Below are 26,662 nucleotides of genomic sequence, written 5' to 3'. Positions count from 1 at the left end.
TTACCTGCAAAAATAAGCATTCTCCTACTGATATACGAATCCTGGCAAAGGAGAATTGCGCATTCGGGAAGGCTGTGTTTATTCTCAGCCGCTTATCCCGCATACAGGCGACATTAGAAACAGCGCGTGCCCATGTGCGTAATATTATCATTATATTTGAGATGACAGGAAAGCAGCGAAAAGCCATTGGAAAAACCCGACACCACCAACCTCCTCTATATATCCTATTACTGGCCTCCTTCGGGGGGGCCGGGCGTGCAGCGCGGGCTCAAGTTCTGCAAGTATTTTCCGCAGTTCGGGGTGCAGCCCACCGTGCTGACGGTGGACGAAAAGCAGGCTTCCTACCCTGTCCTTGACCCTTCCTTTGAGAAAGAAGTGCCGCAGGGCCTGCAGGTACGCCGCACGCCCACCACTGAGCCTTTCGAATATTACAAGAAGCTGACGGGCAAAAAAGAAATCCCGTTCAGCGGCTTCGCCAACCAGAAGAAGGCAGACACGGTGGTGGACAAGCTGTTCAAGTTTGTGCGGGGCAACCTGTTTATACCTGATGCCCGCGTGGGCTGGAACAAGCACGCGCTGAAAAAGGCGGGTGAGTTGCTGCAGGACGGCACATATAAAGCTGTCATCACCACCAGCCCCCCGCACTCCACCCAGCTCATCGGCATGAAGCTCAAGAAGCAATTCCACCTGCCCTGGATAGCGGACCTGCGCGACCCCTGGACCAACATCCACTACTACGACCAGCTGCACCACACGCCGCTGGCCAGGCGGCTCGACGAGAAATATGAGCGGCAGGTGCTGGAGCAGGCCGACGCCATCATCGTGACGAGCGAGGACACCAAACGGCTCTTCCTCAACAAGCCCGTGAACATCAGCGCGGACAAGATTCATGTGATACCGAACGGCTACGACGAGGATGATTTTATAGATCCCTCGGCCCCGCCTGAAAATGAATTGCTGATTACCTACACCGGCACCATCACCGAGAGCTATAACATCGACGTGTTCCTGAAGGCGCTGGCGCATATGATGTCGGTACACAGCAAGGTGTCTTACAGGCTGCGCTTCGTGGGCCAGGTGTCGGAGGGTGTGAAGAAGCGCATTGAGAAAGCTGGGGTTTTGGGCATCACCGAGTTCATCCCCTACGTGCCGCACGAGCAGGCCATCCAGTACCTGATGCAGAGCACCGTGCTGCTGCTGGCCATTGCCGATGTGGACACTGTGTATGCCAACGTGCCGGGCAAGCTGTTTGAGTATCTGGCCTCCAACAAGCCCATCATCTGCCTGGGTCCCGTCCACTCCGACACCGACCGCATCATAGACGAGTGCGGCGCCGGGCGGCTTTTCCATTACACCGCCTACGACCTGATGGTGGACCACCTGACGCAGCTCAGCAAGGCCTGGCTCATCAACCCCAACCAGGACCTGCCCTATATAAACCACGCCCGCTACTCCAGGAGAGCCCTGACAGCGGAACTCGCAGCGGTGGTGAAAAAGCTGACGCGGCACAGATAAGGCTGCCGGGGCGCACCAGCCATATATAAACTTGTGCCGAAAAACGAGTAACTTGCGCCGCATCGGGCGACACAAGCAGCCCGTCGCATCATTCATATATATCCATGGCATTAGACCTGAATCATAAGTCTATATTAGTAACCGGCGGCACCGGCTCTTTCGGAAAAAAGTTCGTGGAGATGGTATACGCGCGTTTCCCGCAGGTGAAGCGCCTCGCCATCTACTCGCGCGACGAGCTGAAGCAGTTTGAGATGGCCCAGGTTTTCCCGCACAGCAAGTACAACTCCATCCGCTACTTTATTGGCGACGTGCGCGACGGCCAGCGCTTCAAGCGCGCCTGCGAGGGCATCGACATCATCGTACACGCTGCTGCCATGAAGCAGGTGCCTGCCGCCGAGTACAACCCGATGGAGTGCATCAAAACCAACATTCTGGGTGCCGAGAACATTATCAACGCCGCGCTGGACTGTGGCGTGAAAGACGTGGTGGCGCTCTCCACAGACAAAGCGGCCGCGCCCATCAACCTGTACGGTGCCACCAAGCTCTGCTCCGACAAGCTGTTTGTAGCCGCCAACAACATGAAAGGCAAGCGCGACATCCGCTTCTCGGTGGTGCGCTACGGCAACGTAATCGGCTCCCGGGGTTCCGTGGTTCCTTTCTTTCTGAAGAAGCGGGCTGAAGGCGTGCTGCCTATCACACACCCGGAGATGACGCGTTTCAACATATCCCTGGAGGAAGGCGTTGAGTTGGTGTTCCATGCGCTGGAGCAACACTGGGGCGGGGAGATTTTCGTCCCCAAAATTCCCTCGTACGTAATTACGGATATGGCTGAGGCCATCGGCCCCAACTGCAAACAAGAGGTTGTCGGCATCCGGCCGGGCGAGAAACTGCACGAGGAGATGATAACAGAGACCGATTCCCTGAACACGGTGGAATTAGAAAAGTATTATATCATTCTCCCCTCTACCCCCACCTGGAAAACGGAGGAATTTCTGCGAGCGCACGGCGGAAAGATGGTGGAGATGGGCTTTAAATATAACTCCGGCACCAACAAGGAGTGGCTCAGTGTCGAGCAGTTGCGCGACGAAATCCGCGAGCACGTGGACCCGAACTTTACCGTTTAATTTAGAAATCATGAATTAGAAATTAGAAATGGGTGAAGACATATAGGGCGGGTTTATATATAAAGCATCCCCTGTTATCGTGCTATGCTTCATTTCTAATTTTTCATTTCTAATTATATAAAGATGACTCAGAGCGCTGAACACAACCCGAACAAGCCCATCCCCTACGGTAGGCAGCACATCACGGAGGCCGACATCGAGGCCGTGGCGGACACGCTGCGCTCAGACTTCCTGACGCAGGGGCCACGGGTGGCCGAGTTCGAGCGGGCCTTCGCCGACTACGTGGGCGCCACCTATGCGGTGGCGGTCTCCAACGGCACCGCGGCGCTGCACCTCTGCGCGCTGGCCCTGGGCGTGAACGAGTCTTCGCGGGTCATCACCACGCCCATCACCTTCGTTGCCTCGGCCAACTGCGTGCGCTACTGCGGCGGCACCGTGGCCTTCGCCGACATCGACCCCGCCACCGCCCTGCTGGATATAAACAAGGTGCGGCAGCTGCTCGAGAGCAAGCCGCAAGGCTATTTCAGCGGCATCATCCCGGTGGACTTCGCGGGCAACCCGGTGGACATGGAGGCGTTCCGGAGGCTGGCGGACGAGCACGGGCTGTGGCTTATAGAGGACGCGGCGCACGCGCCGGGCGGCTTCTTCTACGACAGCAAAGGCCGGCGGCAGCTGTGCGGCAACGGGGCCTACGCCGACCTGGCCATCTTCTCCTTCCACCCCGTCAAGCACATCGCCACCGGCGAGGGCGGCATGGTCACCACCAACAACGAAGCCCTATATAGAAAGCTGCTGAGGCTGCGCACCCACGGCATCACCCGCGACCCGGAGGAGACGGAGGGAAACGACGGCGGCTGGTATATGGAGATGCAGGAGCTGGGTTACAACTACCGCCTCCCCGACATGCTCTGCGCCCTCGGCATCTCACAGCTGCAGCGCGCCGACGCCGGGCTGGCCAGGCGCAAGGGCATCGCCAGGATATATGACGCCGCTTTCAAAGACGTAGCAGGGATTGAGCCGCTGCACACCGAGCCAGCCGCCCTGGGCGCGGAGGGCGAGACAGGCCACGCCTACCACCTGTACGTCATCCGGGTGCCGGACCGCAAAGGGCTGTATGACTTTCTGCGCCAGCACAGCATCTACGCCCAGGTGCATTACATCCCGGCGCACACCATGCCCTACTACCGCAGCCTGGGCCACGGCCGGGGCGACTTCCCGGAGGCGGAGCGGTACTACGCCGAGTGCCTCAGCCTGCCCATGTACCCCTCGCTCACGCAGGAGGAGCAGGCGTTCGTGATTGAGAAGGTGAAGGAGTTTGTGGGAAGGTGAAGCGCATCGCCATCATACCGGCCCGCGGCGGCAGCAAACGCATCCCGCGCAAGAACATCAGGGACTTTCTGGGCAAGCCCATCATCGCCTATTCCATTGAGACGGCCCTGAACTCCGGTCTATTCGAGGAGGTGATGGTGTCGACTGACGACGGGGAGATAGCGGAGATATCCCTCAAATACGGCGCAAAGGTTCCCTTCCTCCGGAGCAAGGCCGCATCAGGCGATTTCGCCACGACCGCCGAGGCGCTCGTTGAGGTGCTGCAGGCTTACGCGTCCGCGGGCGAGGAGTTCGCCTACGGCTGCTGCCTGTACCCCACCGCTCCGCTGGTGAAGGCCACCGCTCTCACAGATGCTTTCAAGCTCATGACCGAAAAGAAGTACGACACCGTCTTTCCCGTGCTCCGCTACGGCTATCCTATCTGGCGAAGCTTGAGGATAGAAGACGGGAAAGCCGTGTTGAACTGGCCCGAGCACCTGCGCAGCCGCTCGCAGGACCTGCCGGCGGCTTTCCACGACGCGGGGCAGTTCTACTGGTTCGGCGTGAAGGCCTTCCTGGAGAAGCGGGCGCTCTTCACCGACAACTCCGGTGCCATAGAGCTGAGCGAGCTGGAAGTGCAGGATATTGATAATTTGACGGACTGGAGACTGGCCGAGATGAAGTACCGCCTGATGACAAAGGGAGATATAAAATGATCAGGAAGCGCCGCATCATCTTCCGGGCGGACGGAAACAGCCAGATTGGGCTGGGCCACGTGGTGCGCTCACTGGCCCTGGCCGCCATGCTGCGCGAAGAGTTCGAGTGTATATTTGCCATTCAGGACCCGACAACGGCGCTGCAGGAGCAGATAAGGCAGGTGTGCGAGGGGATAATCGCGTTGCCGCTTTGTGTCCCGTCCGAGGAGCGTTTTGTGCATGAGCTCGACGCCTATGTCTCAGAGGAGGAAATCGTGGTGCTGGACGGCTACGGCTTCGGCACGGCGTACCAAGAGAGTATAAAGGCGAAAGGGGCACCGCTAGTTTGCATCGACGATATCCATGCCTATAAGTTTGTGGCGGATGTGGTGATAAACCATTCAGGCGGCGTCAGCGAAACCGCATATGAAACGGCTCCCTACACCAGGCTTTGCCTCGGCCCTGCTCACGCGCTGCTCCGGCCACCCTTCCTGGCCGCCTCGGGCAGAGACAGGAACCTGCCGGAGGGCAGTCCCCGCGTGCTGCTGAACCTGGGCGGGGCGGACCCGCAGAACCTGACCCTGCAGCTTGCCAAGGAGCTTCAGGCTTTGAACATGATGATTCAGGCAGAAATCGTGGTGGGCGCCGCCTACAGGCACCAGTCGGAGTTGCAGGCGTGGCTCCAGCATCACCCCTGCTTCACCCTGCACCGCAACCTGGACGCGCAGCAGATGTGTGACCTGATGCGAAAGTGCGGGGCAGCCGTCGCCTCGGCGAGCGGGGTGGCCTACGAGTACGCGGCCGTGGGCGGCCTGCTCTTTGTGCTCCGGACGGCAGATAACCAGCGGGATTTATATAATGACTTAATCTCGGCTGGCATCGCCAGAATATACGACGAGTTGCCGCAGCTTTTAAACAGCGGCTCCCTTCCAGGTTTGTTCCGGGAGCAGGTCATCGTGCAGCGGCGGCACTTCGACGGGCAGAGCGGCGCGCGGCTCCGGGAAGTCTTCCGCAGGCTCAGCCTCAGCGCCAGCCTGTGGCTCCGGGAAGTCGCCCGGGAGGACAAGCCGCTGCTGCTGGCCTGGGCGAACGACCCCGAGGTGCGCCGCCACTCCTTCAACCCAAAACCCATTACGGCGCAGGCCCACGCGCAGTGGTTCGAGGCTGTGCTGGAGGACGGGCAGACGCTGCTGTATATAGCCGAGTCCGACGGCAAGCCCGCCGCGCACATCCGTTTCAGTGTATCTGAAGGCAGCGCCTCCATCAGCTACCTGATTAGCGCCGCGTTCCGGGGGAAGGGCCTTGGGCACAGCGTGCTGCTGAAAGGGATTGAAAAGCTAAAGGCGAGCCGCCCGGACGTGCAGCGGGTGGAGGGGCTGGTGCAACCGGAGAACGCCGCCTCCGTGCGTTCCTTTGAGAAAGCCGGCTTCACGCGCGCCGCCCCCGATGAGAAACACCCGGAGGCACTCCGGTTTGAGCTGCGGCTGAGGTAGCCCCTTAATACGAAATCATATATGTCACAGACTATAAACATAGAAGGCCGCCTTATCGGCCCCGGCCACAAGCCGTTCATCATCGCCGAGATGTCCGGCAACCACAACCAGTCGCTGGAGCGGGCGCTGGCCATCGTGGACGCCGCCGCCGACGCGGGTGCCGACGCCGTCAAGCTGCAGACCTACACCGCCGACACCATGACGCTGCCGGGCGCCCTGACCATCAACGACGAGGACTCGCTGTGGAAAGGGCGCGAGCTGTATGATTTGTACAAAGAGGCCTATACCCCCTGGGAGTGGCACAGGCCGATATTCGACAGGGCGAGGGAGCGCGGCCTCATCGCCTTCTCCTCCCCCTTCGACGAGACGGCCGTGGACTTCCTGGAGGGGCTGGGCGCGCCCCTATATAAAATAGCCTCTTTCGAGAACACGGACCACCCGCTGCTGCGCAGGGTGGCCGCCACGGGCAAGCCCGTCATCATGAGCACCGGCGCCGCCACGGTGCAGGAGGTGGCCGAGGGGGTGCAGGTGCTCGGGGAGGCGGGCTGCCGGGAGCTTGTGCTGCTCAAGTGCACCTCCACCTACCCGGCCTCGCCGGAGAACACCAACCTGCTGACCATCCCGCACATGCGGGAGCTTTACGGGGTGCAGGTGGGCCTCTCCGACCACACCATGGGCATCGGCGCGGCCGTGGCGGCGGTTGCCCTGGGGGCCACCGTGGTCGAGAAGCACTTCACCCTCCGGAGAGCGGACGGCGGCGTGGATTCGGCCTTCTCGCTGGAGCCGGAGGAGCTGAGGGCGCTGGCGGTGGAGACGGAGCGGGCGAGGCTGGCCTTGGGGCGGGTGCAGTACGGGGTGCAGCGGGCCGAGGAGAAGAGCCGCCTCTTCAAGCGCTCGGTGTACGCGGCCAGGGACATCGCCCCCGGCGAGGAACTCACCAAAGAGAACATCCGCGTCATCCGGCCGGGCCTGGGCCTGGCGCCGAAGCACTACGAGAACCTGCTGGGCAGAAAGGCCAGGGCTGCCATCAGGATGGGCACGCCGCTAAGCTGGGACATGGTGTAAGGCATGAAGAAATGGTTCGCCCTTTACAGCAACATCCTTTACCTGCACTTTTCGGAACAGTATTATAACCTGCCGGAGAGTGCGAAAAACGCCTCTTCTCCACAAAACCCGCTCAAGCGCCTGTTCCGAATAGTGGGCTATACTGTTCTTCGTCTGCTCGGCAACATTTTTCAATCGGTGGAGAAGCCGGGGGTCTTAACCGCAAAGGTATGGCTGTACGTGGTAAGCCAGAACAACGTGGACAGCCTGCGGTTTGTGCAAAAGCACCTGCCAGGGTCTATCTTTGTGGCGGGCCAGAGCAAAAACATCGGGCGGTATCACGAAAATGTTGCACGGCTGTCGCTGCGCCGGAAGGTGCTGTACTATTATAAATTGCCATCCCTCCTCTTCCAGTTTTTGAGGCACAACCGAAAAAGTACCCTCCGCTTTCTCGACCTGCTATTTGACGCTGTTGGCTTTTATGAAGTCTATTACCGGAAGTTGCGGCAATACCGGCCTTCCGCTGTCGTGTTTGCCAACGACCATAACGCCGATGCCCGCGCGATGCTGCTTGCCGCCGGCAGCCTCGGCATCAAAACTGTATACATACAGCACGCTAGCGTGAGCACCCTGTTCCCGCCCCTCTCCTTCGACCTGAACTTACTGGAAGGGCAGGACTCGCTGGACAAGTACAGGCAGTGTGGCGCTATATCGGGGCGTGTTGAGTTGGTGGGAATGCCCAAAGCCGATCTATATATACCCTACAGAAACACCAGCACCAGTATCCGCACCATCGGCATCGGCTGTAACGTAATGGATGAGCTGGATGAAATCGAAAAGCTGCTGCAGGTGCTTTCCGCTGGATTCCCTGACCTCGCGATCATCCTGCGCCCCCACCCCCGCGACAACCGCAACTTTGCCCGTCTGTCAGCGATAGGTTCTAACATCCGCCTCTCCGACAGCCGGGCTGTCGCCACCTTCGACTATCTGCGCCAGGTTGACGCGCAGGTGAGCGCCACCTCCGGCATTCACCTGGAGGCCGTGCTGCTCAATGTGTGGTCCATATTCTACGACTTCAGCCCAAATCATAAAATAGAGGATTACTACGGCTTTGTCCGGCATGGTTTGGTGGATGTGGCAGCAACGCCGGAAGATATAGTCCGCCTGTTGCTTATGCACCGGTATACGAAGCCCGCTGTGCTGGACAGGGCAAAGTATTACTGCGCCACGGTGGGTACGCCTTACGATGGAAGGAGCGCTGAACTTTCGGCCTTTTACCTAAAATCCTTCCTGTCTCTTTGATTTATTAAGTTATATATACCTATATTTACTTCAAAACAGGTCTCATCAGCAATCAGGTGTATTTATGCCTAATCCAAAGCTTGCATTCAATATTATTGCGCCGCTCTTATTTATTTCTATCATCCTAACTCCCTGCATATGCAATGCACAAGGGGCCGGAAGGGCTATCGAATTAGATGGTGTAAATGACTATGCAGAGTTCGGCAATAACAACAGAGGCATTACGGTGCAGCTCACTGTTGAAGCCTGGATTAAAACCAATTCATTTGGGCATCACCATGTTGTGTCTAAATATAATCGTGACTCTGAGAATGGCTTTCAGTTGCTTATCCAGAACGGAAAAGCCTGTTTGGCAGGCAGAGATGGTTCAGGTAATTACAGGCTGTCAGGTTATTCCACCACCGTTGTAGCGGACGGCAACTGGCATCACTTAGCTGGTGTCGTACATCAGGGGGTCTGGATGATATTCGTAGATGGCATCCTCCAGAACCAGTTCACTTCAGGTTATGTAAATCCGGTACTGAATAACAGCGAAAACCTTTTATTAGGAAACTATTACTACCCTCAGCTTGGGAACCACTTTTACAAAGGAACAGTGGACGAAGTCAGAATCTGGAAGAGAGCACTTTCTGCCGAAGAGATCAGACAAAACATGTGCAGAACACTCCCTGAAACTACTCCGGATTTAATTGCTTATTTCAAGCTAGACAATATAGCCGGAGGCGTGATTACAGACCACAGTGCCCTCAAGCTGCATGGCAGCCTGAGGAACACTACCCCATCAGTAGCCGCTGTAACGTCTGGTGCAGCCATAGGCGACCTCAGCACGTATCTTTACACAGACGCCTGGAGCGGGAAGAGCATCTCAATGCAGGGACCTGATGGCAATAAGATTTCAATTGATTCTGTAGGGGCAGGCACCGTTGGGCTTCACATATACCATGTAAACGCAAGGCCGAATTCTACCCAGGGCATACCGGCAACAGGCAGTAATGATTCTTATTTCGGCATATTTACTCCTCTGTTGCCAGCAACACAACATAAAATAAATTATGCAGCAGGGTCTTCCTTCTGTGCCGCACAGCTATATGAACGCAGAGACAATGCGGTTACTGCCTGGTCAGAACTTCCTGCCAAGCTAGCGGATGGGTTGATTATGGGTGTAAGCACAGTTAGCCGTGGAGAATACATTGCCAGTGTTCAAACGATGAGTGGAATTGAGATAACTGGTCCTTCAAAGTTGTGCGAAGGTGACATCATATCCTTGGCAGTAGCGACAGCGAACTCAACAGAATATTCTTACCTGTGGAGCACAGGAGCAGCGACTTCCAGTATAGAGGTGGGCAATTCCGGAGAATACTGGGTGGAGGTAACGAACAGCGCAGGCTGTACAGTGAAAGATTCCATAACGATTACAGTCAATCCGCAGCCAGACATCCCGCTGAAGGAAGAAATCATAGCCTGCTACGGTGAGGAGGTGTTGCTGGATGCCTCCACCGCAAACGCTTCCTATATATGGAGCAACGGGCAGACAACTCCAAGCATCAAGGTGGCCGCCCCGGCTGAGATGCGCGTTGCCATCACGGTGGCGGGCTGCACCTACACCAAAAGTGTGTCGGTTGTCAGCGACGAGTGCCCCATCATCCCCAACATCATCACACCAAACGGCGACGGGAAAAACGACACTTTTGTGGCGCTTGGCATAGAGGAAAACACAATGCAGCTGCATATTTTTGACCGCCTCGGAAAATCAGTCTACCAGGCAGCGCAGTACGATAACAGCTGGTCGGCTATGGACATGCCTGCAGGCACCTACTACTATCAGTTTACAAGCCCGCGCACGCAAAGGACATATAAAGGCTGGGTAGAGGTGGTCCGGTAGGTTTATATATAAGCCTCACCTTTGCTCAGACCTGCCTCAAAATCTCTTCGGTCTTCCCCTCTTGCTGGCAGAGCGGTGCTTTATATATGGCTGGTATATAGGGCTGGCTGGTTCCGGGACTTTTCCCTGGTCTATATTCCTTCTCCTGAATTCCAATTATAGACTACCTTTGCAGGTCTGAGCCTTACCCATGAGCAAACTACAGCGCGAAGGTATCTGGAACACGTTTATCTCGTACGCCGGGATCGCCATCGGCTACGTGAACACCATCCTGCTCTTCCCGAACTTTCTGGATGAGGCACAGGTGGGCCTGACGCGCCTGATGCTCACCATCTCCGTCATGTTCGCGCAGTTTTCCGCGCTGGGCTTCGTGAACATGAGCACCCGCTACTTCCCCTATTACCGCGACAAGGCGCGGCAGCACAACGGGTTCCTGTTCCTGCTGCTGGCGGTGCCGCTGTCCGGCTTTGCGGTGGCCACCGGCCTGTTCCTGCTCTTCAAGCCCCTCGTGGCAGATTACTATATAGAGAAGTCGCCGCTGATACTGGAGTACTATTACTACATCATCCCGCTGGCGCTGTTCACGCTGCTCTTCAACATGTTCACCGCTTACCTGCGGTCGCTGTATAAAACCATCGTTTCCTCCTTTGTGCAGGACTTCCTGCTCCGTATCCTCACCACGCTGCTCATCTGTGTATATGCCCTGGGCTTGATTGACTTCCGGCAGTTCGTGCTGCTCTACGTTGTCATCAACTCGGCGGGGGCGCTGGTGCTGGTGGTGTATACACTCTGGCTGAAACAGCTTTTCCTGCGCCCCATGCTGGCAGGCCTGCGCATCATCCCCATCCGGGAGATGCTCTATTATGGCGCCTTCACCTTTCTGGGCAACATCTCCACCACCATCATCACCACCATCGACCAAGTGATGATCAGCGCGTACAGCCTGAGCGCGAACGGCATCTATACCACGGCCTTCTTTATGACCAGCGCCATCATCGTGCCAGCCAAATCCATTCTGAAAATAGCGCAGCCGCAGGTGGCCGACTTCTGGAAAGACGCGGACATGGCGGGCATGGGGAAACTGTACAAGGATGTGACGATGGTGAACCTCATTGTGGGGCTGCTGCTTTTCATCGGCATCTGGGCGAACATCGACAACCTGTACTCCTTTATGCCGGAGACGTACCGCGCGGGCAAGTACGTGGTGCTGTTTCTCGCCGTAGCCCGCATCATCGACCTGGCCACCAGCCTCAACGGCGTTATCCTGGCCACTTCCCGGAAGTACCGCTGGGACCTGGCTTTCAACATCATCCTGGCCTTTCTCACCGTCTGGACGAACTGGTTTTTTATACCGCGCTACGGCATCAACGGCGCCGCCTTTGCCTCCATGCTCTCTTACAGCCTGATGAACCTGGCCCGCCTGTTCTTTGTGCAGGCCGTCTATAAAATCCAGCCGTTTACCTGGGGCGCCGCCAAAGTGCTGCTTGTGGCGGGGCTTGCGCTCGGGGCAGCTTATCTGCTGCCCTACCTCAACAATGTGTACCTCGACATGGTGGTGCGCTCGCTGCTGATCATCCTGCTATATGGCGGGCTGAGTGTCGGCCTGCGCATCTACCCGCCCATGAACGGTTGGCTGCGCGGGCAACTCTATTACCTCACCGGCTGGCGGATATAAGACTGTCCGGGCATATGCCATCCTTTCCCACCAAACACGTCAGCTATATAGGACGCCCAATCAGTCGTGCTGCTTTACATAATTCAGCAAATGCTGACATATGTAGGCCAGTTGGTCCTCTTTTAGGCGGGGGTGCATCGGCAGCGAGAGCACGCTTTCCGACAGCCTTTCAGAAACCGGAAAATCCCCGGCTTTGTAGCCCAGGTAAGCGAAGGGCTCCTGCAGGTGGAGCGGCTGCGGGTAATACACCACGCTCGGGATATGCTGACGCCGCAGATGCTCCTGCAGCCCGTCACGCAGTTTGGGGTTCACAGTAATGGTATACTGCTGATAGGTATGGGAGCTATAGGGTGCGCGATGCGGCGCCTGCACCAGCACCGTCTCCGCAAAGGCCTTATCGTAGAAGTGGGCCACCTCCCGCCTGGCGGAATTGTAACTCTCTATATATTTCAGCTTCACTTCCTGCATGGCGGCCTGCAGCGGGTCGAGAGGAGATTTTATATATAGCCGCTCCGGTTCAGCCCCTTCCTGCTGCTCATTCCTGGTGATTCGCCCGATATTCTCAGCAAGTGCGGCATCGCTGGTAATGACCGCGCCGCCCTCGCCCGTGCCTGCCAGGGGCTTGGCAGGGAAAAAGGCTGTGGCGCTGATATGGCCCAGGCTGCCCGCCTTTGCCTCCTGACCCTCCGGCCCCACGTATACCGCCCCCAGCGACTGTGTATTATCCTCTACCACAAACAAACTATGCCGCGCTGCCAGGGAAAGCAACTCGTGCATGGGGGCGCAGTGGCCGAAAAGATGAACGGGCATAATGGCAACTGTACCTGGCGTGGCGGCTTTCTCCACCGCCGCAGGGTCCAGCATATAGGTATCGGGCAGCACATCCGCGAAGACCGGTTTCAGGCCCAGCAGCTTTACTGCCTCCGCCCCCGCCGCATCGCCAAAGGCAGGCATGATCACCTCCGCCCCTGCCGGCAAGTCCAGCGCCGCCAGCGCAATTTGCAGGGCGTCGGTGCCGTTGGCGCAGGGGAAAACGTGCCGCGCGCCCAGGTATCCCGCTACTTTGCTGGCGAAGTCATCCACGAGCGGGCTGTTCTCCTGCATCATGCGCTCCATGGCGGCGCTGAAGGCGGCATCCAGTTCCGGTTTGTGCTGCGCGTACTGCGCCTTCTGGTCAGTCATTTTAATGTCTTCCATCTTCTTCCTGTTTTCTCAGCTTAAATCATATATAAACAAGGCCTGCTGCTGCGGGACGCGCCACAGCTCCCGAAACCAAGCCTATCTAGCTGCGTTACAAAAGAACGGAATCAAAACAAGACATCATGCTGAATGAAATTAAATATGCCCTTCTTGCCCTTTTCATGCCACTGCTGCTCTCCTGCAACGGTGAGGAAAACGGGGAAACAGCGGAAAGCGACACCGCCTTCACCGAATACGAAACCCTGGTAACGGATCTGGAGGAAGACACGCTCTCGGAAACGGAGATGCGGGCCATGACAGACGCAGACTTCGACAGCACGGCCTGGGCGAAGCTGACAGCGGAGAAAGAACAGCAGCACAAGCAGAAAAGGCAGGCGGTGGAACAGCACCTGGACCATTATGCGCCGGAGCGGCAGCAGGAGATTCAGGATTTGGAGGAGCGCTACACGGTGGCCATGGAGAACCGAGAGCGGGAGTACGAGGAGGCAAGCCACCGCTATCTGCTCCGCCGGGAGTTGCTCGGGGTAGCGATACAAAAAGACGATCTGAGTGATATAGCGCCTGCTGAAATAGCGAATACGTACCAGCGTTTTGTGGAGAACGTGGCGGAAGGCGCCGAAAACTTAGAAACCCGCGACTGGAACCTGATTGAAGGCTGGTGGATTGCGCTTGATAACCGTTACCGCACCCTGGAAGCTGATCTGGACGAGGAGGCGCGCACTGCGATCGCGCAGGCCGAGGCGCGTTACAAAGAAATCAGGCAGCAGTACGCCCCGGTCGAGTAATCATATACGCCGTATTTAAATTAAAAACACACTGGCTAAGCTGGCTATATATAGCCCATCTATAGCTCAAGCTGCCCTATATAAACCTGATTTGTTTCTGGTGATTAAGAAGCCAGCTTCCCCTCGCTGGCGCGAGTTTGCAACTCGTGCCTCCTCCTACGGTTTGTAACCCGGCAGGGCCAGAGGCCCGGGAATAGCAAGCCACGAGCGGGGACACTCGCGCCATATATAGCCTGCTTTACTTTAAGGGCTATATAGCGCCTATATATAGTCAGGCGGTAATTTGAGGGCTTCTGTAGCGAAGGATTGCAAGACCTGAATCAGTAACCGTTTGTCAGGGTGAATTCCTGCACCTGCGAGTCCAGCACTTTACCGTTAGCGCATTTGAGCACGCGCTTGGGGTAACGCTGGATGATTTCGTAGTTGTGGGTGGCCATGAGCACGGCCGTGCCGCTGTTGTTTATCTCCAGGAAGAGGTTCATGATCTCGTCGGCCACCATGGGGTCAAGGTTGCCGGTGGGCTCATCAGCGAACAGAATCATCGGCTCGTTGAGCAGGGCCCGGGCTATCACGATGCGCTGCTGCTCGCCGCCCGACAACTGGTGCGGCATTTTTGAGGCGGCGGCATCGAGCCCCACCCGCATCAGCACCTCCGAGATGCGCTGCTTCACCTTCGATTTGTCGTGCCAGCCCGTTGCCCGCAGCACAAAGGTCAGGTTCTCCGCCACCGACCGGTCCATGAGCAGCTGGAAATCCTGGAAGATGATGCCGATTTTGCGGCGCAGGTAAGGCACCTGTTTGCGGGGCAGCTTCGTCAGCTTAAAGTCGGCCACGGACCCGTGGCCGGTCAGCAGCGGCAAATCGGCGTAAAGCGTTTTCAGCAGGGAGCTTTTGCCGCTTCCGGTCCGGCCCACCAGGTATACAAACTCTCCCTTGGCTATATCGAAATTGACACCGCTGAGAATGGTGTTGACATCCTGGTAGATGGCCACATCGCGCAGCGACACCACAGGGGTTGAGGTAAAGCTCATAAAAAACTCAAATATCTAATTCCTGAAGCTTGCCGAACTCAAGGGAAGTGATGACGGCGGCCAGCGCATCCTCCTTCCCCTCCAGCCCATAGCGGTCGAGGTTTTTGAGGGGACGGTCGGCCCTGAAATAAGCAATCAAAACAAAGTTATCATCCCGCAGCTGGATATAGTCCGGAATCTTGGCCTTGCCCTTTACTTTGATGATGTACATATAGAATTACGAATTAGAAATCAGAAATTAGAAATGAGATAAACAGCACCCATTTCTAATTTCTGATTCATAATTTCTAATTAGCAAGCTACTTGCTTCCTTTGGCGTGGTCTGCCAGGAACGTGGCCAGGCCGCTGTCGGTGAGCGGGTGCTTCAGCAGGCCCGTGATCACGGAAAGCGGACAAGTGACCACATCGGCCCCGATTTCGGCGCACTGCACCAGGTGCATCACGTGGCGCACAGAGGCGGCCAGCACTTCGGTCTGGTAGCCATAGTTATCATATATCTGCACAATCTGCTCAATCAGGCTCAGGCCGTTGGTAGCTACATCGTCGAGGCGGCCAATGAACGGGGAAACGTAAGTAGCCCCGGCTTTAGCAGCCAATAGTGCCTGCCCGGCGGAGAAAACCAGCGTGCAGTTCGTTTTGATGCCTTTGTCGCTGAAATAACGGATCGCTTTTACGCCGTCACGTATCATCGGCACTTTCACCACGATGTTCGGGTGCAGGTCGGCCAGGGCCTCTCCCTCGCGCACAATGTTCTCAAAATCAGTGGCAATCACCTCTGCGCTGATGTCGCCATCCACGATTTCGCATATTTTCTTGTAGTGCGCCATCACGTTGTCGTGGCCCGAGATGCCTTCCTTGTGCATCAGCGAGGGGTTGGTGGTCACGCCATCCAGTACGCCCAGGTCATATGCCTCCTGAATGTCATTCAGGTTTGCCGTGTCGATAAAGAATTTCATAATGCTGGTCTATAGATTTACACACAAATCTAACGCATTAATCGGGAATCAGGAAAGTTACGGGTGGAATTTTGGGAGGAAGCGCGCAGGCTGCGGCAGGGGCAAAAAAAAGTGGCAAACCGAACATCGCGCCGCTCAACCACCTACCCTTGCTACCTTCCGGTCCTGGGGGAGTTCAGCAGGAGCTGGCCGTGCCGATTTGCCGTTGCAAAGGTAGCGAAAAATGTTTTCGGAGCAAACGTTCGAGGAGAAAAATAAACAGGCTGCCGGTGTTTATATATAGCTGCTTCTGAGTGAGGCACTTGATGCTCATAATTAGACTGCACAGGTGTAAACTGGCTGGCCCATGCTTTTATAATGCAGTTATTGTGCAAAGCTGTTCCTGCCTATGGAAGCGTTGTGAGTTATACCTGGGGTTTATATCATCTGTATCTTATCGGGAGCAGATCCAGTTTTAGCAGTACCAACAGTAGAACCATGCCGGCGGTACCTATTGCTGCACTGACGTTTACAAAATTCTGCGCCTTCCTGCTATTCCGGAATATTTTAGCAATTGCCTTGTACAGCACTAAGCCGATTACTCCGCCTACTGTATTCGTTATAATGTCCGTAATATCAAAAGCTCCAACTTTCAGAAGGAATTGGAGTGCTTCGATCACCAGACTGACTGAGAAAACAAAGCGTACTCTTTTCCAAAAACTCCATCTTTCAAACAGGACTCCTGTATATATACCAAGCGGCACAAAAATCACTGCATTCAAAATCATTTCACTAAAATCAGCCTTGCCATTCGACATCAGCGGCTCCCCAAACGGAATCAAATTTACGCTCCTGTCTGCCATATAAGAAAACTGAACCCCTAATTTGAAAACTAAAATCCACAGCAAGGCAAGCAGATAAATTATAAATAACACATTTGTTAACTTGTTTGCGGTAGCATTATCGTTCCTGTTGCTTTCCCTATTTCTCTGCAAGCTCATGCTGATTTATATATAAACAACTGCTGGTCTGCTTCTTTTGACTATTGCTTGTAAATTAAAATCTTGAGCTATCGCTCTATTTTTTAAATATTACGAATCACGGACTTATGTAAATGTTGTGCGAGGCCGTCGGCCGAAGCTGGCGTTTTGGATTAATTAGTGGCTGTTTTTTATTTTTCATATTTTACGTAAAATAGTTTCATATATGAATCAGAATAAGGAAAACTCAAATCATTATAGTTCCCTGATTTATGTCCACACCATTTCCTTACTGAACAATTTAGGCATTTGTTGATATTTAATTTAGATGTATCAAATTCTATGACTGTTCCTTCTTTTAGCAAGTCTATTTGTTTAAAAATATTGTTTATAAAATTACCCACAACTTCATTCTTTGTAATTTTAACAACCTTGCATTTCAATGAATTTGAATAGTAGTACCAATAAACTAAGTAACCATAATTTGCATTAAATTCTTCAAGTTCTATTAAGTATGCAGCTAATTGCACCTTATTATTTACAAAGAATATTGTTTCCTCCTTGTTAAATTTTAATTTTTCTTCTACAATAAAATTATTTCCATTTGAATTTTTAAATACATAGTCAGGTTGCCCTACAAATGTTTTTGCTTTATTAAAAAAGAATGAAGTTCCATTTTCTTGATGTCCAGAATAAACAACTTTTGAATATTTTAACTCTTTAAAAAAGTCTTTTGTTTCTTTATCTATAAATGATACTTCTCTATCTGTAATTTCAGTTTTATCTAAATCTAAGATTTCAATTTTCTCTTTCCATTTTAAAAGATGAAACTTTTCATGTTGAAGAGTTCCCTCTTCCATGTTTTTGGTTCTCTCCGTTTCAAAAGTATTAGAGATAGAAAAGCTTGCTGGGCAAAATGAGAAGTTAGCTAAATCAGTTGCTGAAGTTGCTTTTGCGATATTTATCGTCGCTTTCTTTTTCCAACTTCTACCTTCTCTAAAATTTAATTCGTCAACAAGCCAATCAACAATGGTGAAATCCACTTCTATTGTTATCTGCTTATCTTTATTATTTCTATCTGTAAAGGTAAACTCCTTTTTATAATCTTTTAAATCAATCAATGCTTCTAAATATTCTCTATAGCGATTCAAGTGTTCGCCTTCTTTAAATCCTAGTTTAAGAAATAGAAAGTCTCTAAACTTTTCTTGTTTCAGAGAAAGATACCGCATAAAAAATTGTTTTCTAAAATTACCACTAACGTTTAGTGTAAACAACAAGCCATGGCCGATGGCTTGTTGTTTACACTAAACGTTAGTGGCTGATTTTTTTAATTTATTATCTAAGATTATAAGTTTTCCTCTATTGTCGGTATACAATTGATTCAAAATGCATTCAACGATTTCAACCATTATAATTAATTTCTCCCGTGTTAATTTTTCTCCTGCATGACTTCCAATATTACCGAAGTCTTTTAGATTTAGAAGTATTGCTTTCAAATCTTCATTTGGATATTTCTCTTCAAAAAACTCGATGCGCCGATGTAATTTATAGGGATATTCTTTTCCCTTTTTATCTGTGCCTGTCTTGCCAATAATATTATCATCCATCAAAACTTCCAGAAACGCTCTTATTTTCATAGCACAGCAATCAGCGTTTCTCCAGAATACACTAAAAACATCCTTTAATTCACTTTCTATAGCACTTGCTTCAGTTTTAAACGAATAACTTTCAATATCGAATAAGTTTAAAGTTGGAACTATATCAAAAATGGATATCCTATTATTATATGTAGGATTTTGAGTGACCTGTCCTTGATAATTTTCTTCTTGTAATCTTAAAATAGAATTAATTTCGCCAACTAATATTGAAATATCTCTACATTCAGAATTTGAGCATATAAAACCAGCTGAGAACCTTCTCTGTATCTTTGTCTTAAACCCATTTACATCTTCTGTATATTCTCTTCTGGAAAATTCGGATTCTGATTCAAAGTATTTGTTTGTGTCAAAAACTTTTGCCCCTTTTTTGCAGCACTCACAGACGAAAGTTAAATATTCAATTTTTGAAAAATTATTTAATAGAATATCTTTTGAAATCATCTTACAGGTTTTCTTTTATCAATTTGCGGCTAACGTGTGGCTTTACATGAACCTACGTTTATCTGCACTATGTATGGAGGAGGCCTTCTACATTTTTGCCGCTACCTTTAGAAATCATCTTTGATGCAGAAAGCATTATCATAACCACCTTCTTCTCCTGGTTAAGTTAAAAAAGATTAGCAAAGACTCCTAATTAAATTTACTATATATAATTTGAGCATATAAGCTGCCTCCTTCCTGCAAGCCTATATATAACCCGCCTTCGCAGCAGGCTCCACCAAACCCCAGCCACAGCAGGCGCTTCTGTCAATAAAATTGGCAAAACAGCAAAAGCGGCTTAACTTTGCACATGCCAGAAAAAATCCTCATCCTCGATTTTGGTTCCCAGTACACCCAGCTTATTGCCAGAAGGGTGCGCGAACTGAATGTATATTGCGAGATATACCCCTACAACAATGTGCCGCCGCTTACGGAAGACGTGAAAGGCGTCATCCTCTCGGGCAGCCCCTGCTCGGTGCGCGACCAGGAGCACCCCACCATCGACCTAAGCCACTACCTGGGCCTGCTGCCGGTACTGGGCGTGTGCTACGGCGCGCAGCTGATTGCCCATGAGCACGGTGGCGAGGTGACGCCCTCCACCATCCGGGAGTACGGCCGCGCCCGCCTCAGCGAGCTGCACAACGCCGACCGCCTCCTCAAAGAGCTTACCCCCGGCTCCGTGGTCTGGATGTCGCACGGGGATACCATCAAAGAGATACCGGAAAACATCGAAGTGATTGCCAGCACCGAGAGCGTGCGCGTGGCGGCCTACAAACTGCGCGGCCAGGAAACCTACGGCATCCAGTTCCACCCGGAAGTAACACACTCCGACGAAGGCAAAACCCTGCTCCGCAACTTTGTGGTACACATCTGCGGCTGCCAGCAGGACTGGACTTCCGAGCAGTTCGTGGAAAGCACCGTGGCCGGTCTGCAGGAGCAACTGGGCAACGACAAAGTGGTGCTGGGCCTGTCGGGGGGTGTGGATTCGAGTGTGGCCGCCATGCTGATTCACCACGCCATCGGCAAAAACCTGTACTGCATTTTCGTGGACAACGGCCTGCTGCGAAAGGACGAGTTCGAGACGGTGCTGGACTCTTACAAGCACATGGGCCTGAATGTGAAAGGCGTTAATGCCAAGGACAAGTTTTACACCGCCTTGGAAGGCCTGACCGACCCGGAACTGAAGCGCAAAGCCATCGGCCGCACCTTCATCGAGGTGTTCGACGACGAGGCGCACCAGATTGAGGACGTGAAGTGGCTCGCGCAGGGCACCATATACCCCGACGTGATTGAGTCGCTGAGCGTGAAGGGGCCGTCGGCTACCATCAAGTCGCACCACAACGTGGGCGGGCTGCCCGATTTCATGAAACTGCAGGTGGTGGAGCCGTTGAAGACGCTATTTAAGGACGAAGTGCGTTTGGTAGGTAAGACGCTGAAGATAGATGACGCCATATTGGGGCGCCATCCTTTCCCGGGGCCGGGACTTGCCATTCGCATCCTGAGCGACATAACACCTCAGAAAGTGCATATCCTGCAGCAGGTGGACCATATCTTCATCAGCAGCCTGAAGAAAACCGGGCTGTATGACGAGGTGTGGCAGGCAGGCGCCATCCTGACGCCGGTGCAGTCGGTGGGCGTGATGGGCGACGAGCGCACCTACGAGCATGTGGTGGCGCTGCGCGCGGTGACGAGCGTAGATGGCATGACAGCCGACTGGTGCCGCCTGCCATATGACTTCCTGGCGGATGTGTCGAACGAAATCATCAATAAAGTAAAAGGAGTCAACCGCGTCGTGTACGACATCAGCTCGAAGCCACCGGCCACCATTGAGTGGGAATAAAGTTTAGAAACCCAGGATGGAAGATATAATTTGCCTGATTTGTGATATGTGAAAACCCGCCCCTCCGAGGAGGGGAATAAACAACCGTTAGGGAAAATTCACTTCCCTGGAGGGGTGAGGGTCGGTTCTTTTTTCATAACGAAAGCAAATTGCAACCTGGATTAGCAGAAAGACGGATGGACAAAGGAGGAAGGGCTTGTTTAAGTAATGAGTCTTTTGTCCTTTGCCTTTGAAGTCCTTTATCAAAGAATATATGATGAAACGCTTTTGGAACATGGCCACAGGCTTGCTGCTGGCGGGCGCGCTGGCGCTGCCGGCACAGGCGCAGGTGCAGGATGCCGCCACGCAGTACAGCAACGGCAAAATCCTCCTGCAGCAGCAGCGCTTCGACCAGGCCATGGCCGAGTTCATGCCTTTGACCGGCAACAACAGCCCTTATGCGCCGGAGGCTTCTTATTTTTATGCGCTGGCGGCCCTGAAAGCCAACAAGCCGGACGAAGCCTGGCAGATGCTGCAGCAACTGCAGAACGACAACCCGAAATGGGCAGGCATGGCCGATGCGGATTACCTGCTGGCGAACGTACTGTTCGAGCAGGGCGAGTATGAGCGGGCCCTGAGCAAATTGCAGGAGCTGAAAGGCTCGGCCGTTGCCAGTGATGCAGAGGGCCTGAAGCGCTTTTACCTGAACCGGCTCAACGACAGAGCTGCTTTCGAGCGCCTGCTGCAAAAATTTGACTCCGATAAAACAGTAGCCCAGGTATATGCCGACAAGTTAATCGGTGGCTGGTACCGCCCGGAGGACCGGAGGACGCTGGAGAACATCGTTTCCCGCCACAACCTGGACAGCAGCCGCTACCTGAGCAAGGAGGCCTTGAGCAGGCAGGGATACAACGTGGCTGTGCTCCTCCCCTTCCAGCTGAACCAGGACCCGGCCGTTACGGCCCGCAAAAGCCAGTTTGTCACAGATATGTATGCCGGTATGAAATTGGCCCAAGACACGCTGCGGGAACAGGGCATCAACCTGAATTTGTATACCTACGACACCAGCGCCGACACCGTTGGCGTGAAGCGGGTGCTGGACCTGCCGGAGATGGAGCAGATGAGCCTCATCATCGGGCCCATATATAAAGCTGCGGCCAGGGTGGCGGCACGGTATGCCACGCAGCACAACATCAACATCGTCAACCCGCTGTCGCAGGACCTGGACATGGCGCTGGGCAACGGCAACGTGTTCCTGTTTGAGTCGTCGGTGGCGACGCAGGCGCGGCAGGCTGCCACTTATGCCTATGAGCATTTCTCGCCCAAAACCGCCATTATCATATATGACAGCACCAAGGAAGACACCACCTTCGCCGGCTACTACCGCCGGCAGTTCCTGAAGCTGGGCGGCAAGGTGAAAGCCTACAAGAAAATCAACGCCACCAAGCCCACCGCCACCGCCGATGTCTTCAAAGGGCTGGACCTGAAGGACACCGGGCATATGGCGGTTTTCTCAGACAGAATGACGGCTGCCGTAAACGCGACAAGCCTGCTGCAGTCCAAGGCCCCGACCATGCCCCTGGTAACGTACGACGCCTGGCTGGACATCAACCAGATTTCCCTGCGCCAGCTCGACAACCTGGAGGTCTACTTTATCAGCCCCAGGTATATAGACAGGCAGAGCCCAGGCCATCAGTGGTTCCGGGAGGAGTATATCCAACGGTACAACCTGCCGCCTTCGGTGTATGCATATATTGGTTTCGAGATGCTGTACTACTTCGGCACCAGGCTCCAGCAGTACGGCCCGCAGTTTAACCAGCAGTTGGTGGCGGAGGGCATACTACCCGGGGTGTTTTACTCCGGCTTCGGCTACACCAGCCCAAATGAACGGCAGCAGTTGCAGCCGGACAACCAGTACGTGCCGATAACAAAATTAGAAGACCTGCAACTTGTGGTAGTGAATCCTGTTTTCTGACAGCACACCCCATATATACTTTCGATACTTATGAAACAAGCACCTGTCAGCGATGCGCTGTTCCAGCGCGCACAGAACAGCATACCGGGCGGTGTCAACTCCCCGGTCAGAGCGTTTAGATCTGTGGGGGGCCACCCGCGGTTCATGGTTTCCGCCAAGGGCCCCTTCCTGTACGACGAAGACGGCAACCAATACCTCGACCTGATCAACTCCTGGGGCCCCATGATACTGGGCCACGCCGCAGAGGTGGTGAACGAGGCCGTGCAGAAGGCCATCCCGAACTCCCTCTCTTTTGGCGCCCCCACCCGCAAGGAGGTGGAGATGGCGGAGCTGATTGTGCATATGGTGCCCAGCATCGAGAAAGTGCGCATGGTGAACTCCGGCACCGAGGCGACCATGTCGGCCATACGGGTGGCGCGCGGCTACACCGGCCGCGACAAAATCATTAAATTCGAGGGCTGCTACCACGGCCACGGCGACTCCTTCCTGATTGCGGCGGGCAGCGGCGCCATCACGCTGGGCGTGCCCGACAGCCCCGGCGTCACCAAAGGCACCGCCAACGACACGCTCACGGCCCCCTACAATAATTTAGAGGCTGTAAAAACACTTGCTGAAGCTAACAAAGGACAGGTGGCCGCCATAATCCTGGAGCCGGTGGCAGGCAACATGGGGCTCGTCATCCCGCAGCCGGGCTTCCTGCAGGGCCTCCGCGACCTGTGCGACAAAGAAGGCATCGTGCTCATTTTTGACGAAGTGATGACAGGCTTCCGGCTGGCGCCCGGCGGGGCGCAGGAACTCTATGGCGTTACACCGGATATGTGTACGCTGGGCAAGATTATCGGCGGTGGCATGCCGGTGGGTGCCTACGGCGGCAAGCGCGAGCTGATGGATTACGTCTCCCCGGCTGGGCCTGTTTACCAGGCAGGCACCCTGTCGGGCAACCCCATCGCCATGTCGGCGGGCATGGCCATGCTGAATTTCCTGAACGAGCACCCGGAAACCTATGACAAGTTGGAAAATACCAGTGCCAGCATGGTGGCGGGCATGCAGCGGAACATGCAGCAGTTGGGCCTTGCCTATACCATCAACCGTGTCGGCTCCATGTTCAGCATTTTCTTCACGCCGGAACCAGTGACAGACTTTGACTCCGCGAAGACTTCCGATACCGCGTTGTTCGGCCGCTATTTTAACGGCATGCTGGATAGAGGCATATACCTCGCTCCCTCGCAGTACGAGGCGCTCTTTGTATCCACAGCGGTTACCGACCAACTGGTGGAGAAGTACGTGCAGGCCAACCTGGAGGCCTTGCAGGAGGCGCACCAGGCCTAAGCTTGTCTTTTTCCCCCATTTTATATATAAAGCGGCATCTATATAAAAGGTGCTGCTTTTTATATAGGCGCAAGCGATAGAAGCAGGGTTTTGCCATCCTATTTGGGGCCATATATAAAACCTGTACGCAGGCCGCAGCGCTTTTCATATAACGGCAGATTTGCTTACTTTACATCCCACAATCGCCACACCATGATTTTAACAGACAAGCAGATTTTAGAAGAGATTGAGAAAGGGACCATTCTTGTAGAGCCTTTTAACCGCGACTGCCTAGGCACCAACTCCTACGACGTACATCTGGGCCGCCACCTGGCCACTTACAAGGACGAGGTGCTGGACGCCCGCAAGCACAACGAGATTGACGTATTTGACATACCGGAAGAGGGTTTCGTGCTCCAGCCCAACATGCTGTACCTGGGGGTAACGCTGGAGTATACCGAGACGCACGCGCACGTGCCCTTCCTGGAGGGGAAATCGAGTGTCGGGCGCCTCGGCATCGACATCCACGCCACCGCCGGCAAAGGCGATGTGGGCTTCTGCAACACCTGGACGCTTGAGATCTCCGTCTCGAAACCGGTGCGCGTGTACCACGGCATGCCCATCGGGCAGCTGATTTATTTTGAAGTAAAGGGCGGCATCGAGAACTACTACAACACCAAGGAAAACGCAAAATACAACCACCGCACCATCACCCCTGTTGAGTCGATGATGTGGAAAAACGTGTGGTAGCAGAGGCCTTACCTTCTCCGTAAATAGCCCATTTAAACGCATTTTAAGCTGTTTTTGGCACAATATGTGTACTATATAAGCCGTTAAGGAATTACAAGCGGACCGGAATTTTTTATCCTGCAGCCGCGTTGTAAACACAGACGGAAAAAACAGATTTAAAACTATAGAGGGGGAATTATGAAAAAGGTACTGGTAATGACTTGTATGGTGTTCGGTTGTGTGTTCACTGTTTCGGCGAATGACGGCGCGGTTGTAACAGCAAAGGAAAGGGCGACACATCTTTCTAACCAGATGATTCGAGAGCTGCAACTGAATAACTATCAGTCGAGAAAAGTAAATGAGATTAACTTGGAGGTTGCCAGGCAGATGCTTGCCATTGAGCAGGAGTATGCGGGGAACCAGCAGAAGATAGACCAACTGTGCGGCGAAGTGTGCGCCATGCGTGACGTAAAGCTTGAAAATGTGCTAAGCACTGTGCAATACAACGACTACTTCGGCAGCCGAAAGAACCTGGTGGCGCTGGACAAGCAGTTTATGGCCGAGGCCACAATGGCGCAGCAAAGCGGCAACGGCTTAGCTACAGCAAATACTACTGAAACAACAACTGTGAACTAGCTTTAACCAGGAATTACACAGCAATTTTTCCCTTTGCCACCAACGGCGTCGCCCCTTATTGGAGCGCCGCCGTTGGTGCTTTTTACCGGCATCCATCACCTCTCCCCTGAGCCGCCTTCTATATAAAAAGTTCTAATTCCCAACTACACATCCCCTTCTGCTCGTATAAGGAATATAACCAAAACTGAGGAAAGGAAGGGTAAACCTATGAGAAAGATATTTGTGATGCTTTGCATGATGTTTGGATCAACTTTCGCATCTAAGGCCAGCGGAGTCAAATCGATGGACAAGGCCTCTGGCGAAAAGGCGAAGAAAGCATTGGCGAGCACAAGAGCCAAAGAGTTGTCGAACCACATGATCACCGGGTTGCAGTTGAATAATTACCAGTCTCGGAAAATCCAGGAGATCAATATGCGGGTAGCCGAGCAACTGACCGCTGTAGAGCAGCAGTATGCCGGAAACCAGGCTGAAATTGACAGGCAAAGTAAAACCATATATGCCGAACGAGACCGCCTGATGGAAAATGTGCTGAGCACGGTGCAGTACAACGACTACTTCGGCAGCCGCGAGGACTATAATGCTTTGGACAAGAAGATTGCCGCCAACGTGGATCTCGAAATGGATGAGGCAATACCTGAAAACGCGACTGCGCTTAAACAGTAATACACAAGTTTATATATAAAAAGAGGGAAGCCGCCTGTATGGGCGGCTTCCCTCTTTTTACATGGCTTTTGGTTTACTGCATCACTCCTGCTCACTGGTAGTCCGGCAACCTGATTATCTAGGAACATATAGCTACTGCACCACCAGCCTGCTTTTTTTCCATTCCGAGAGCCCCCGAGTATGGATAAAGTAAACTCCCTGCGGTAGCCTGTCTTTCAATTGCAATTCAATGCACATAGCCCCGGCCTCTTCTGCCATCGTAGTTGAGCGATGCACCAGCCTCCCAGTCCCATCATATATGAAAAGCGTCAGCAGCTCGTGTTTTGAGAAGCCATCCGACGCGATATGAAGCTTGTCCCCGGTGTTAGTATTCGGATAGATAGGCAGGGGACTTTTCCTAACCTTACGTGAACTCGGGAATTAAA

Annotated in this window: 23 protein-coding genes and 1 other RNA gene; 16 read left to right on the top strand and 8 right to left on the bottom strand. The window is 53.6% G+C overall.

Annotated elements, in window-relative coordinates:
• The first annotated feature begins 186 nt into the window (after positions 1-186).
• From GSQ62_RS19690 to GSQ62_RS19650, 9 genes are all read left to right on the top strand, one after another.
• Positions 187-1,515 carry a glycosyltransferase family 4 protein gene (locus GSQ62_RS19690; protein ID WP_161891087.1) on the top strand — a complete coding sequence of 443 codons (1,329 nt, stop codon included), beginning with the start codon at positions 187-189 and terminating at the stop codon, positions 1,513-1,515.
• A 104-nt stretch (positions 1,516-1,619) separates the two neighbouring features.
• Positions 1,620-2,639 carry a UDP-N-acetylglucosamine 4,6-dehydratase (inverting) gene (pseB, locus tag GSQ62_RS19685; protein WP_161891086.1) on the top strand — a complete coding sequence of 340 codons (1,020 nt, stop codon included), beginning with the start codon at positions 1,620-1,622 and terminating at the stop codon, positions 2,637-2,639.
• 123 nt (positions 2,640-2,762) lie between these two features.
• On the top strand, positions 2,763-3,968 hold the full coding sequence (gene pseC, locus GSQ62_RS19680) for a UDP-4-amino-4,6-dideoxy-N-acetyl-beta-L-altrosamine transaminase (protein ID WP_161891085.1): 1,206 nt from the start codon (positions 2,763-2,765) through the stop codon (positions 3,966-3,968).
• Entirely contained in the window at positions 3,965-4,663 is a 699-nt protein-coding gene (pseF, locus tag GSQ62_RS19675; RefSeq protein WP_161891084.1) for a pseudaminic acid cytidylyltransferase, read from the top strand. The genes pseC and pseF overlap by 4 nt, the downstream gene beginning before the upstream one ends.
• Positions 4,660-6,135 (top strand): UDP-2,4-diacetamido-2,4,6-trideoxy-beta-L-altropyranose hydrolase, encoded by a 1,476-nt coding sequence (gene pseG, locus GSQ62_RS19670; RefSeq protein WP_161891083.1) that lies wholly within the window; start codon positions 4,660-4,662, stop codon positions 6,133-6,135. The genes pseF and pseG overlap by 4 nt, the downstream gene beginning before the upstream one ends.
• Before the next feature lie 21 nt (positions 6,136-6,156).
• Positions 6,157-7,200, top strand: coding sequence for a pseudaminic acid synthase (pseI, locus tag GSQ62_RS19665; protein WP_161891082.1), 1,044 nt, complete (start codon positions 6,157-6,159; stop codon positions 7,198-7,200).
• Between the two features lie 3 nt (positions 7,201-7,203).
• The gene (locus GSQ62_RS19660) at positions 7,204-8,481 is read left to right on the top strand and encodes a glycosyltransferase family protein (RefSeq protein ID WP_161891081.1); all 1,278 of its coding nucleotides are present in this window, start codon (positions 7,204-7,206) and stop codon (positions 8,479-8,481) included.
• A 64-nt stretch (positions 8,482-8,545) separates the two neighbouring features.
• The gene (locus tag GSQ62_RS19655) at positions 8,546-10,363 is read left to right on the top strand and encodes a LamG-like jellyroll fold domain-containing protein (protein WP_161891080.1); all 1,818 of its coding nucleotides are present in this window, start codon (positions 8,546-8,548) and stop codon (positions 10,361-10,363) included.
• A 190-nt stretch (positions 10,364-10,553) separates the two neighbouring features.
• Complete coding sequence (locus tag GSQ62_RS19650; protein WP_161891079.1) at positions 10,554-12,038, top strand: lipopolysaccharide biosynthesis protein; 1,485 nt, start codon at positions 10,554-10,556, stop codon at positions 12,036-12,038.
• A 60-nt stretch (positions 12,039-12,098) separates the two neighbouring features.
• Here the strand turns inward: GSQ62_RS19650 and GSQ62_RS19645 are convergent, their stop codons facing one another.
• A complete protein-coding gene (locus tag GSQ62_RS19645) occupies positions 12,099-13,235 on the bottom strand; it encodes a DegT/DnrJ/EryC1/StrS family aminotransferase (RefSeq protein WP_161891078.1) in 1,137 nt (378 codons plus the stop codon).
• Positions 13,236-13,360: 125 nt separating this feature from the next.
• Here GSQ62_RS19645 and GSQ62_RS19640 point away from each other — a divergent pair, with 125 nt between their 5' ends.
• Complete coding sequence (locus GSQ62_RS19640; protein WP_161891077.1) at positions 13,361-14,023, top strand: hypothetical protein; 663 nt, start codon at positions 13,361-13,363, stop codon at positions 14,021-14,023.
• A 320-nt stretch (positions 14,024-14,343) separates the two neighbouring features.
• Here the strand turns inward: GSQ62_RS19640 and GSQ62_RS19635 are convergent, their stop codons facing one another.
• From GSQ62_RS19635 to GSQ62_RS19605, 7 genes are all read right to left on the bottom strand, one after another.
• Positions 14,344-15,054: a cell division ATP-binding protein FtsE gene (locus GSQ62_RS19635; protein ID WP_161891076.1), complete on the bottom strand. Its 711-nt coding sequence runs from the start codon at positions 15,052-15,054 to the stop codon at positions 14,344-14,346.
• Between the two features lie 7 nt (positions 15,055-15,061).
• The gene (locus tag GSQ62_RS19630; RefSeq protein WP_161891075.1) at positions 15,062-15,265 is read right to left on the bottom strand and encodes a fructose-6-phosphate aldolase; all 204 of its coding nucleotides are present in this window, start codon (positions 15,263-15,265) and stop codon (positions 15,062-15,064) included.
• 88 nt (positions 15,266-15,353) lie between these two features.
• A complete protein-coding gene (gene fsa / locus GSQ62_RS19625) occupies positions 15,354-16,010 on the bottom strand; it encodes a fructose-6-phosphate aldolase (protein WP_161891074.1) in 657 nt (218 codons plus the stop codon).
• A 107-nt stretch (positions 16,011-16,117) separates the two neighbouring features.
• An RNA gene (ffs, locus tag GSQ62_RS19620) (signal recognition particle sRNA small type) lies at positions 16,118-16,217 on the bottom strand.
• Between the two features lie 215 nt (positions 16,218-16,432).
• Positions 16,433-16,990: a VanZ family protein gene (locus GSQ62_RS19615; RefSeq protein WP_161891073.1), complete on the bottom strand. Its 558-nt coding sequence runs from the start codon at positions 16,988-16,990 to the stop codon at positions 16,433-16,435.
• 170 nt (positions 16,991-17,160) lie between these two features.
• Positions 17,161-18,198 carry a PD-(D/E)XK nuclease family protein gene (locus GSQ62_RS19610; protein ID WP_161891072.1) on the bottom strand — a complete coding sequence of 346 codons (1,038 nt, stop codon included), beginning with the start codon at positions 18,196-18,198 and terminating at the stop codon, positions 17,161-17,163.
• A gap of 75 nt (positions 18,199-18,273) precedes the next feature.
• Entirely contained in the window at positions 18,274-19,068 is a 795-nt protein-coding gene (locus tag GSQ62_RS19605) for a DUF4145 domain-containing protein (protein WP_161891071.1), read from the bottom strand.
• A 349-nt stretch (positions 19,069-19,417) separates the two neighbouring features.
• Between GSQ62_RS19605 and guaA the strand changes: the two genes are divergently transcribed.
• The 6 genes from guaA (at position 19,418) to GSQ62_RS19575 (ending at position 26,237) form a co-directional block, all read left to right on the top strand.
• On the top strand, positions 19,418-20,947 hold the full coding sequence (gene guaA / locus GSQ62_RS19600) for a glutamine-hydrolyzing GMP synthase (protein ID WP_161891070.1): 1,530 nt from the start codon (positions 19,418-19,420) through the stop codon (positions 20,945-20,947).
• A gap of 253 nt (positions 20,948-21,200) precedes the next feature.
• The gene (locus GSQ62_RS19595) at positions 21,201-22,901 is read left to right on the top strand and encodes an ABC transporter substrate-binding protein (RefSeq protein WP_237586840.1); all 1,701 of its coding nucleotides are present in this window, start codon (positions 21,201-21,203) and stop codon (positions 22,899-22,901) included.
• A 30-nt stretch (positions 22,902-22,931) separates the two neighbouring features.
• A complete protein-coding gene (gene hemL, locus GSQ62_RS19590) occupies positions 22,932-24,230 on the top strand; it encodes a glutamate-1-semialdehyde 2,1-aminomutase (protein WP_161891069.1) in 1,299 nt (432 codons plus the stop codon).
• Between the two features lie 192 nt (positions 24,231-24,422).
• Complete coding sequence (gene dcd / locus GSQ62_RS19585) at positions 24,423-24,959, top strand: dCTP deaminase (protein WP_161891068.1); 537 nt, start codon at positions 24,423-24,425, stop codon at positions 24,957-24,959.
• 177 nt (positions 24,960-25,136) lie between these two features.
• The gene (locus GSQ62_RS19580; protein WP_161891067.1) at positions 25,137-25,574 is read left to right on the top strand and encodes a hypothetical protein; all 438 of its coding nucleotides are present in this window, start codon (positions 25,137-25,139) and stop codon (positions 25,572-25,574) included.
• Positions 25,575-25,781: 207 nt separating this feature from the next.
• Positions 25,782-26,237: a hypothetical protein gene (locus GSQ62_RS19575; RefSeq protein ID WP_161891066.1), complete on the top strand. Its 456-nt coding sequence runs from the start codon at positions 25,782-25,784 to the stop codon at positions 26,235-26,237.
• Positions 26,238-26,662: the final 425 nt, after the last annotated feature.

The organism is Pontibacter russatus, assembly GCF_009931655.1.
Classification (GTDB): domain Bacteria; phylum Bacteroidota; class Bacteroidia; order Cytophagales; family Hymenobacteraceae; genus Pontibacter; species Pontibacter russatus.
The sequence above is the reverse complement of the archived record's forward strand: the minus strand, read 5'-3'. Positions and strand labels throughout refer to the sequence as shown.

Excerpts from the sequence above, each read along its gene's own strand:
- pseB (WP_161891086.1), top strand. The coding sequence starts at position 1,620 with ATGGCATTAGACCTGAATCATAAGTCTATATTAGTAACCGGCGGCACC.
- pseC (WP_161891085.1), top strand. The coding sequence starts at position 2,763 with ATGACTCAGAGCGCTGAACACAACCCGAACAAGCCCATCCCCTACGGT.
- pseG (WP_161891083.1), top strand. The coding sequence starts at position 4,660 with ATGATCAGGAAGCGCCGCATCATCTTCCGGGCGGACGGAAACAGCCAG.
- pseI (WP_161891082.1), top strand. The coding sequence starts at position 6,157 with ATGTCACAGACTATAAACATAGAAGGCCGCCTTATCGGCCCCGGCCAC.
- GSQ62_RS19660 (WP_161891081.1), top strand. The coding sequence starts at position 7,204 with ATGAAGAAATGGTTCGCCCTTTACAGCAACATCCTTTACCTGCACTTT.
- GSQ62_RS19655 (WP_161891080.1), top strand. The coding sequence starts at position 8,546 with ATGCCTAATCCAAAGCTTGCATTCAATATTATTGCGCCGCTCTTATTT.
- GSQ62_RS19650 (WP_161891079.1), top strand. The coding sequence starts at position 10,554 with ATGAGCAAACTACAGCGCGAAGGTATCTGGAACACGTTTATCTCGTAC.
- GSQ62_RS19645 (WP_161891078.1), bottom strand. The coding sequence starts at position 13,235 with ATGGAAGACATTAAAATGACTGACCAGAAGGCGCAGTACGCGCAGCAC.
- GSQ62_RS19640 (WP_161891077.1), top strand. The coding sequence starts at position 13,361 with ATGCTGAATGAAATTAAATATGCCCTTCTTGCCCTTTTCATGCCACTG.
- GSQ62_RS19635 (WP_161891076.1), bottom strand. The coding sequence starts at position 15,054 with ATGAGCTTTACCTCAACCCCTGTGGTGTCGCTGCGCGATGTGGCCATC.
- GSQ62_RS19630 (WP_161891075.1), bottom strand. The coding sequence starts at position 15,265 with ATGTACATCATCAAAGTAAAGGGCAAGGCCAAGATTCCGGACTATATC.
- fsa (WP_161891074.1), bottom strand. The coding sequence starts at position 16,010 with ATGAAATTCTTTATCGACACGGCAAACCTGAATGACATTCAGGAGGCA.
- GSQ62_RS19615 (WP_161891073.1), bottom strand. The coding sequence starts at position 16,990 with ATGAGCTTGCAGAGAAATAGGGAAAGCAACAGGAACGATAATGCTACC.
- GSQ62_RS19610 (WP_161891072.1), bottom strand. The coding sequence starts at position 18,198 with ATGCGGTATCTTTCTCTGAAACAAGAAAAGTTTAGAGACTTTCTATTT.
- GSQ62_RS19605 (WP_161891071.1), bottom strand. The coding sequence starts at position 19,068 with ATGATTTCAAAAGATATTCTATTAAATAATTTTTCAAAAATTGAATAT.
- guaA (WP_161891070.1), top strand. The coding sequence starts at position 19,418 with ATGCCAGAAAAAATCCTCATCCTCGATTTTGGTTCCCAGTACACCCAG.
- GSQ62_RS19595 (WP_237586840.1), top strand. The coding sequence starts at position 21,201 with ATGATGAAACGCTTTTGGAACATGGCCACAGGCTTGCTGCTGGCGGGC.
- hemL (WP_161891069.1), top strand. The coding sequence starts at position 22,932 with ATGAAACAAGCACCTGTCAGCGATGCGCTGTTCCAGCGCGCACAGAAC.
- dcd (WP_161891068.1), top strand. The coding sequence starts at position 24,423 with ATGATTTTAACAGACAAGCAGATTTTAGAAGAGATTGAGAAAGGGACC.
- GSQ62_RS19580 (WP_161891067.1), top strand. The coding sequence starts at position 25,137 with ATGAAAAAGGTACTGGTAATGACTTGTATGGTGTTCGGTTGTGTGTTC.
- GSQ62_RS19575 (WP_161891066.1), top strand. The coding sequence starts at position 25,782 with ATGAGAAAGATATTTGTGATGCTTTGCATGATGTTTGGATCAACTTTC.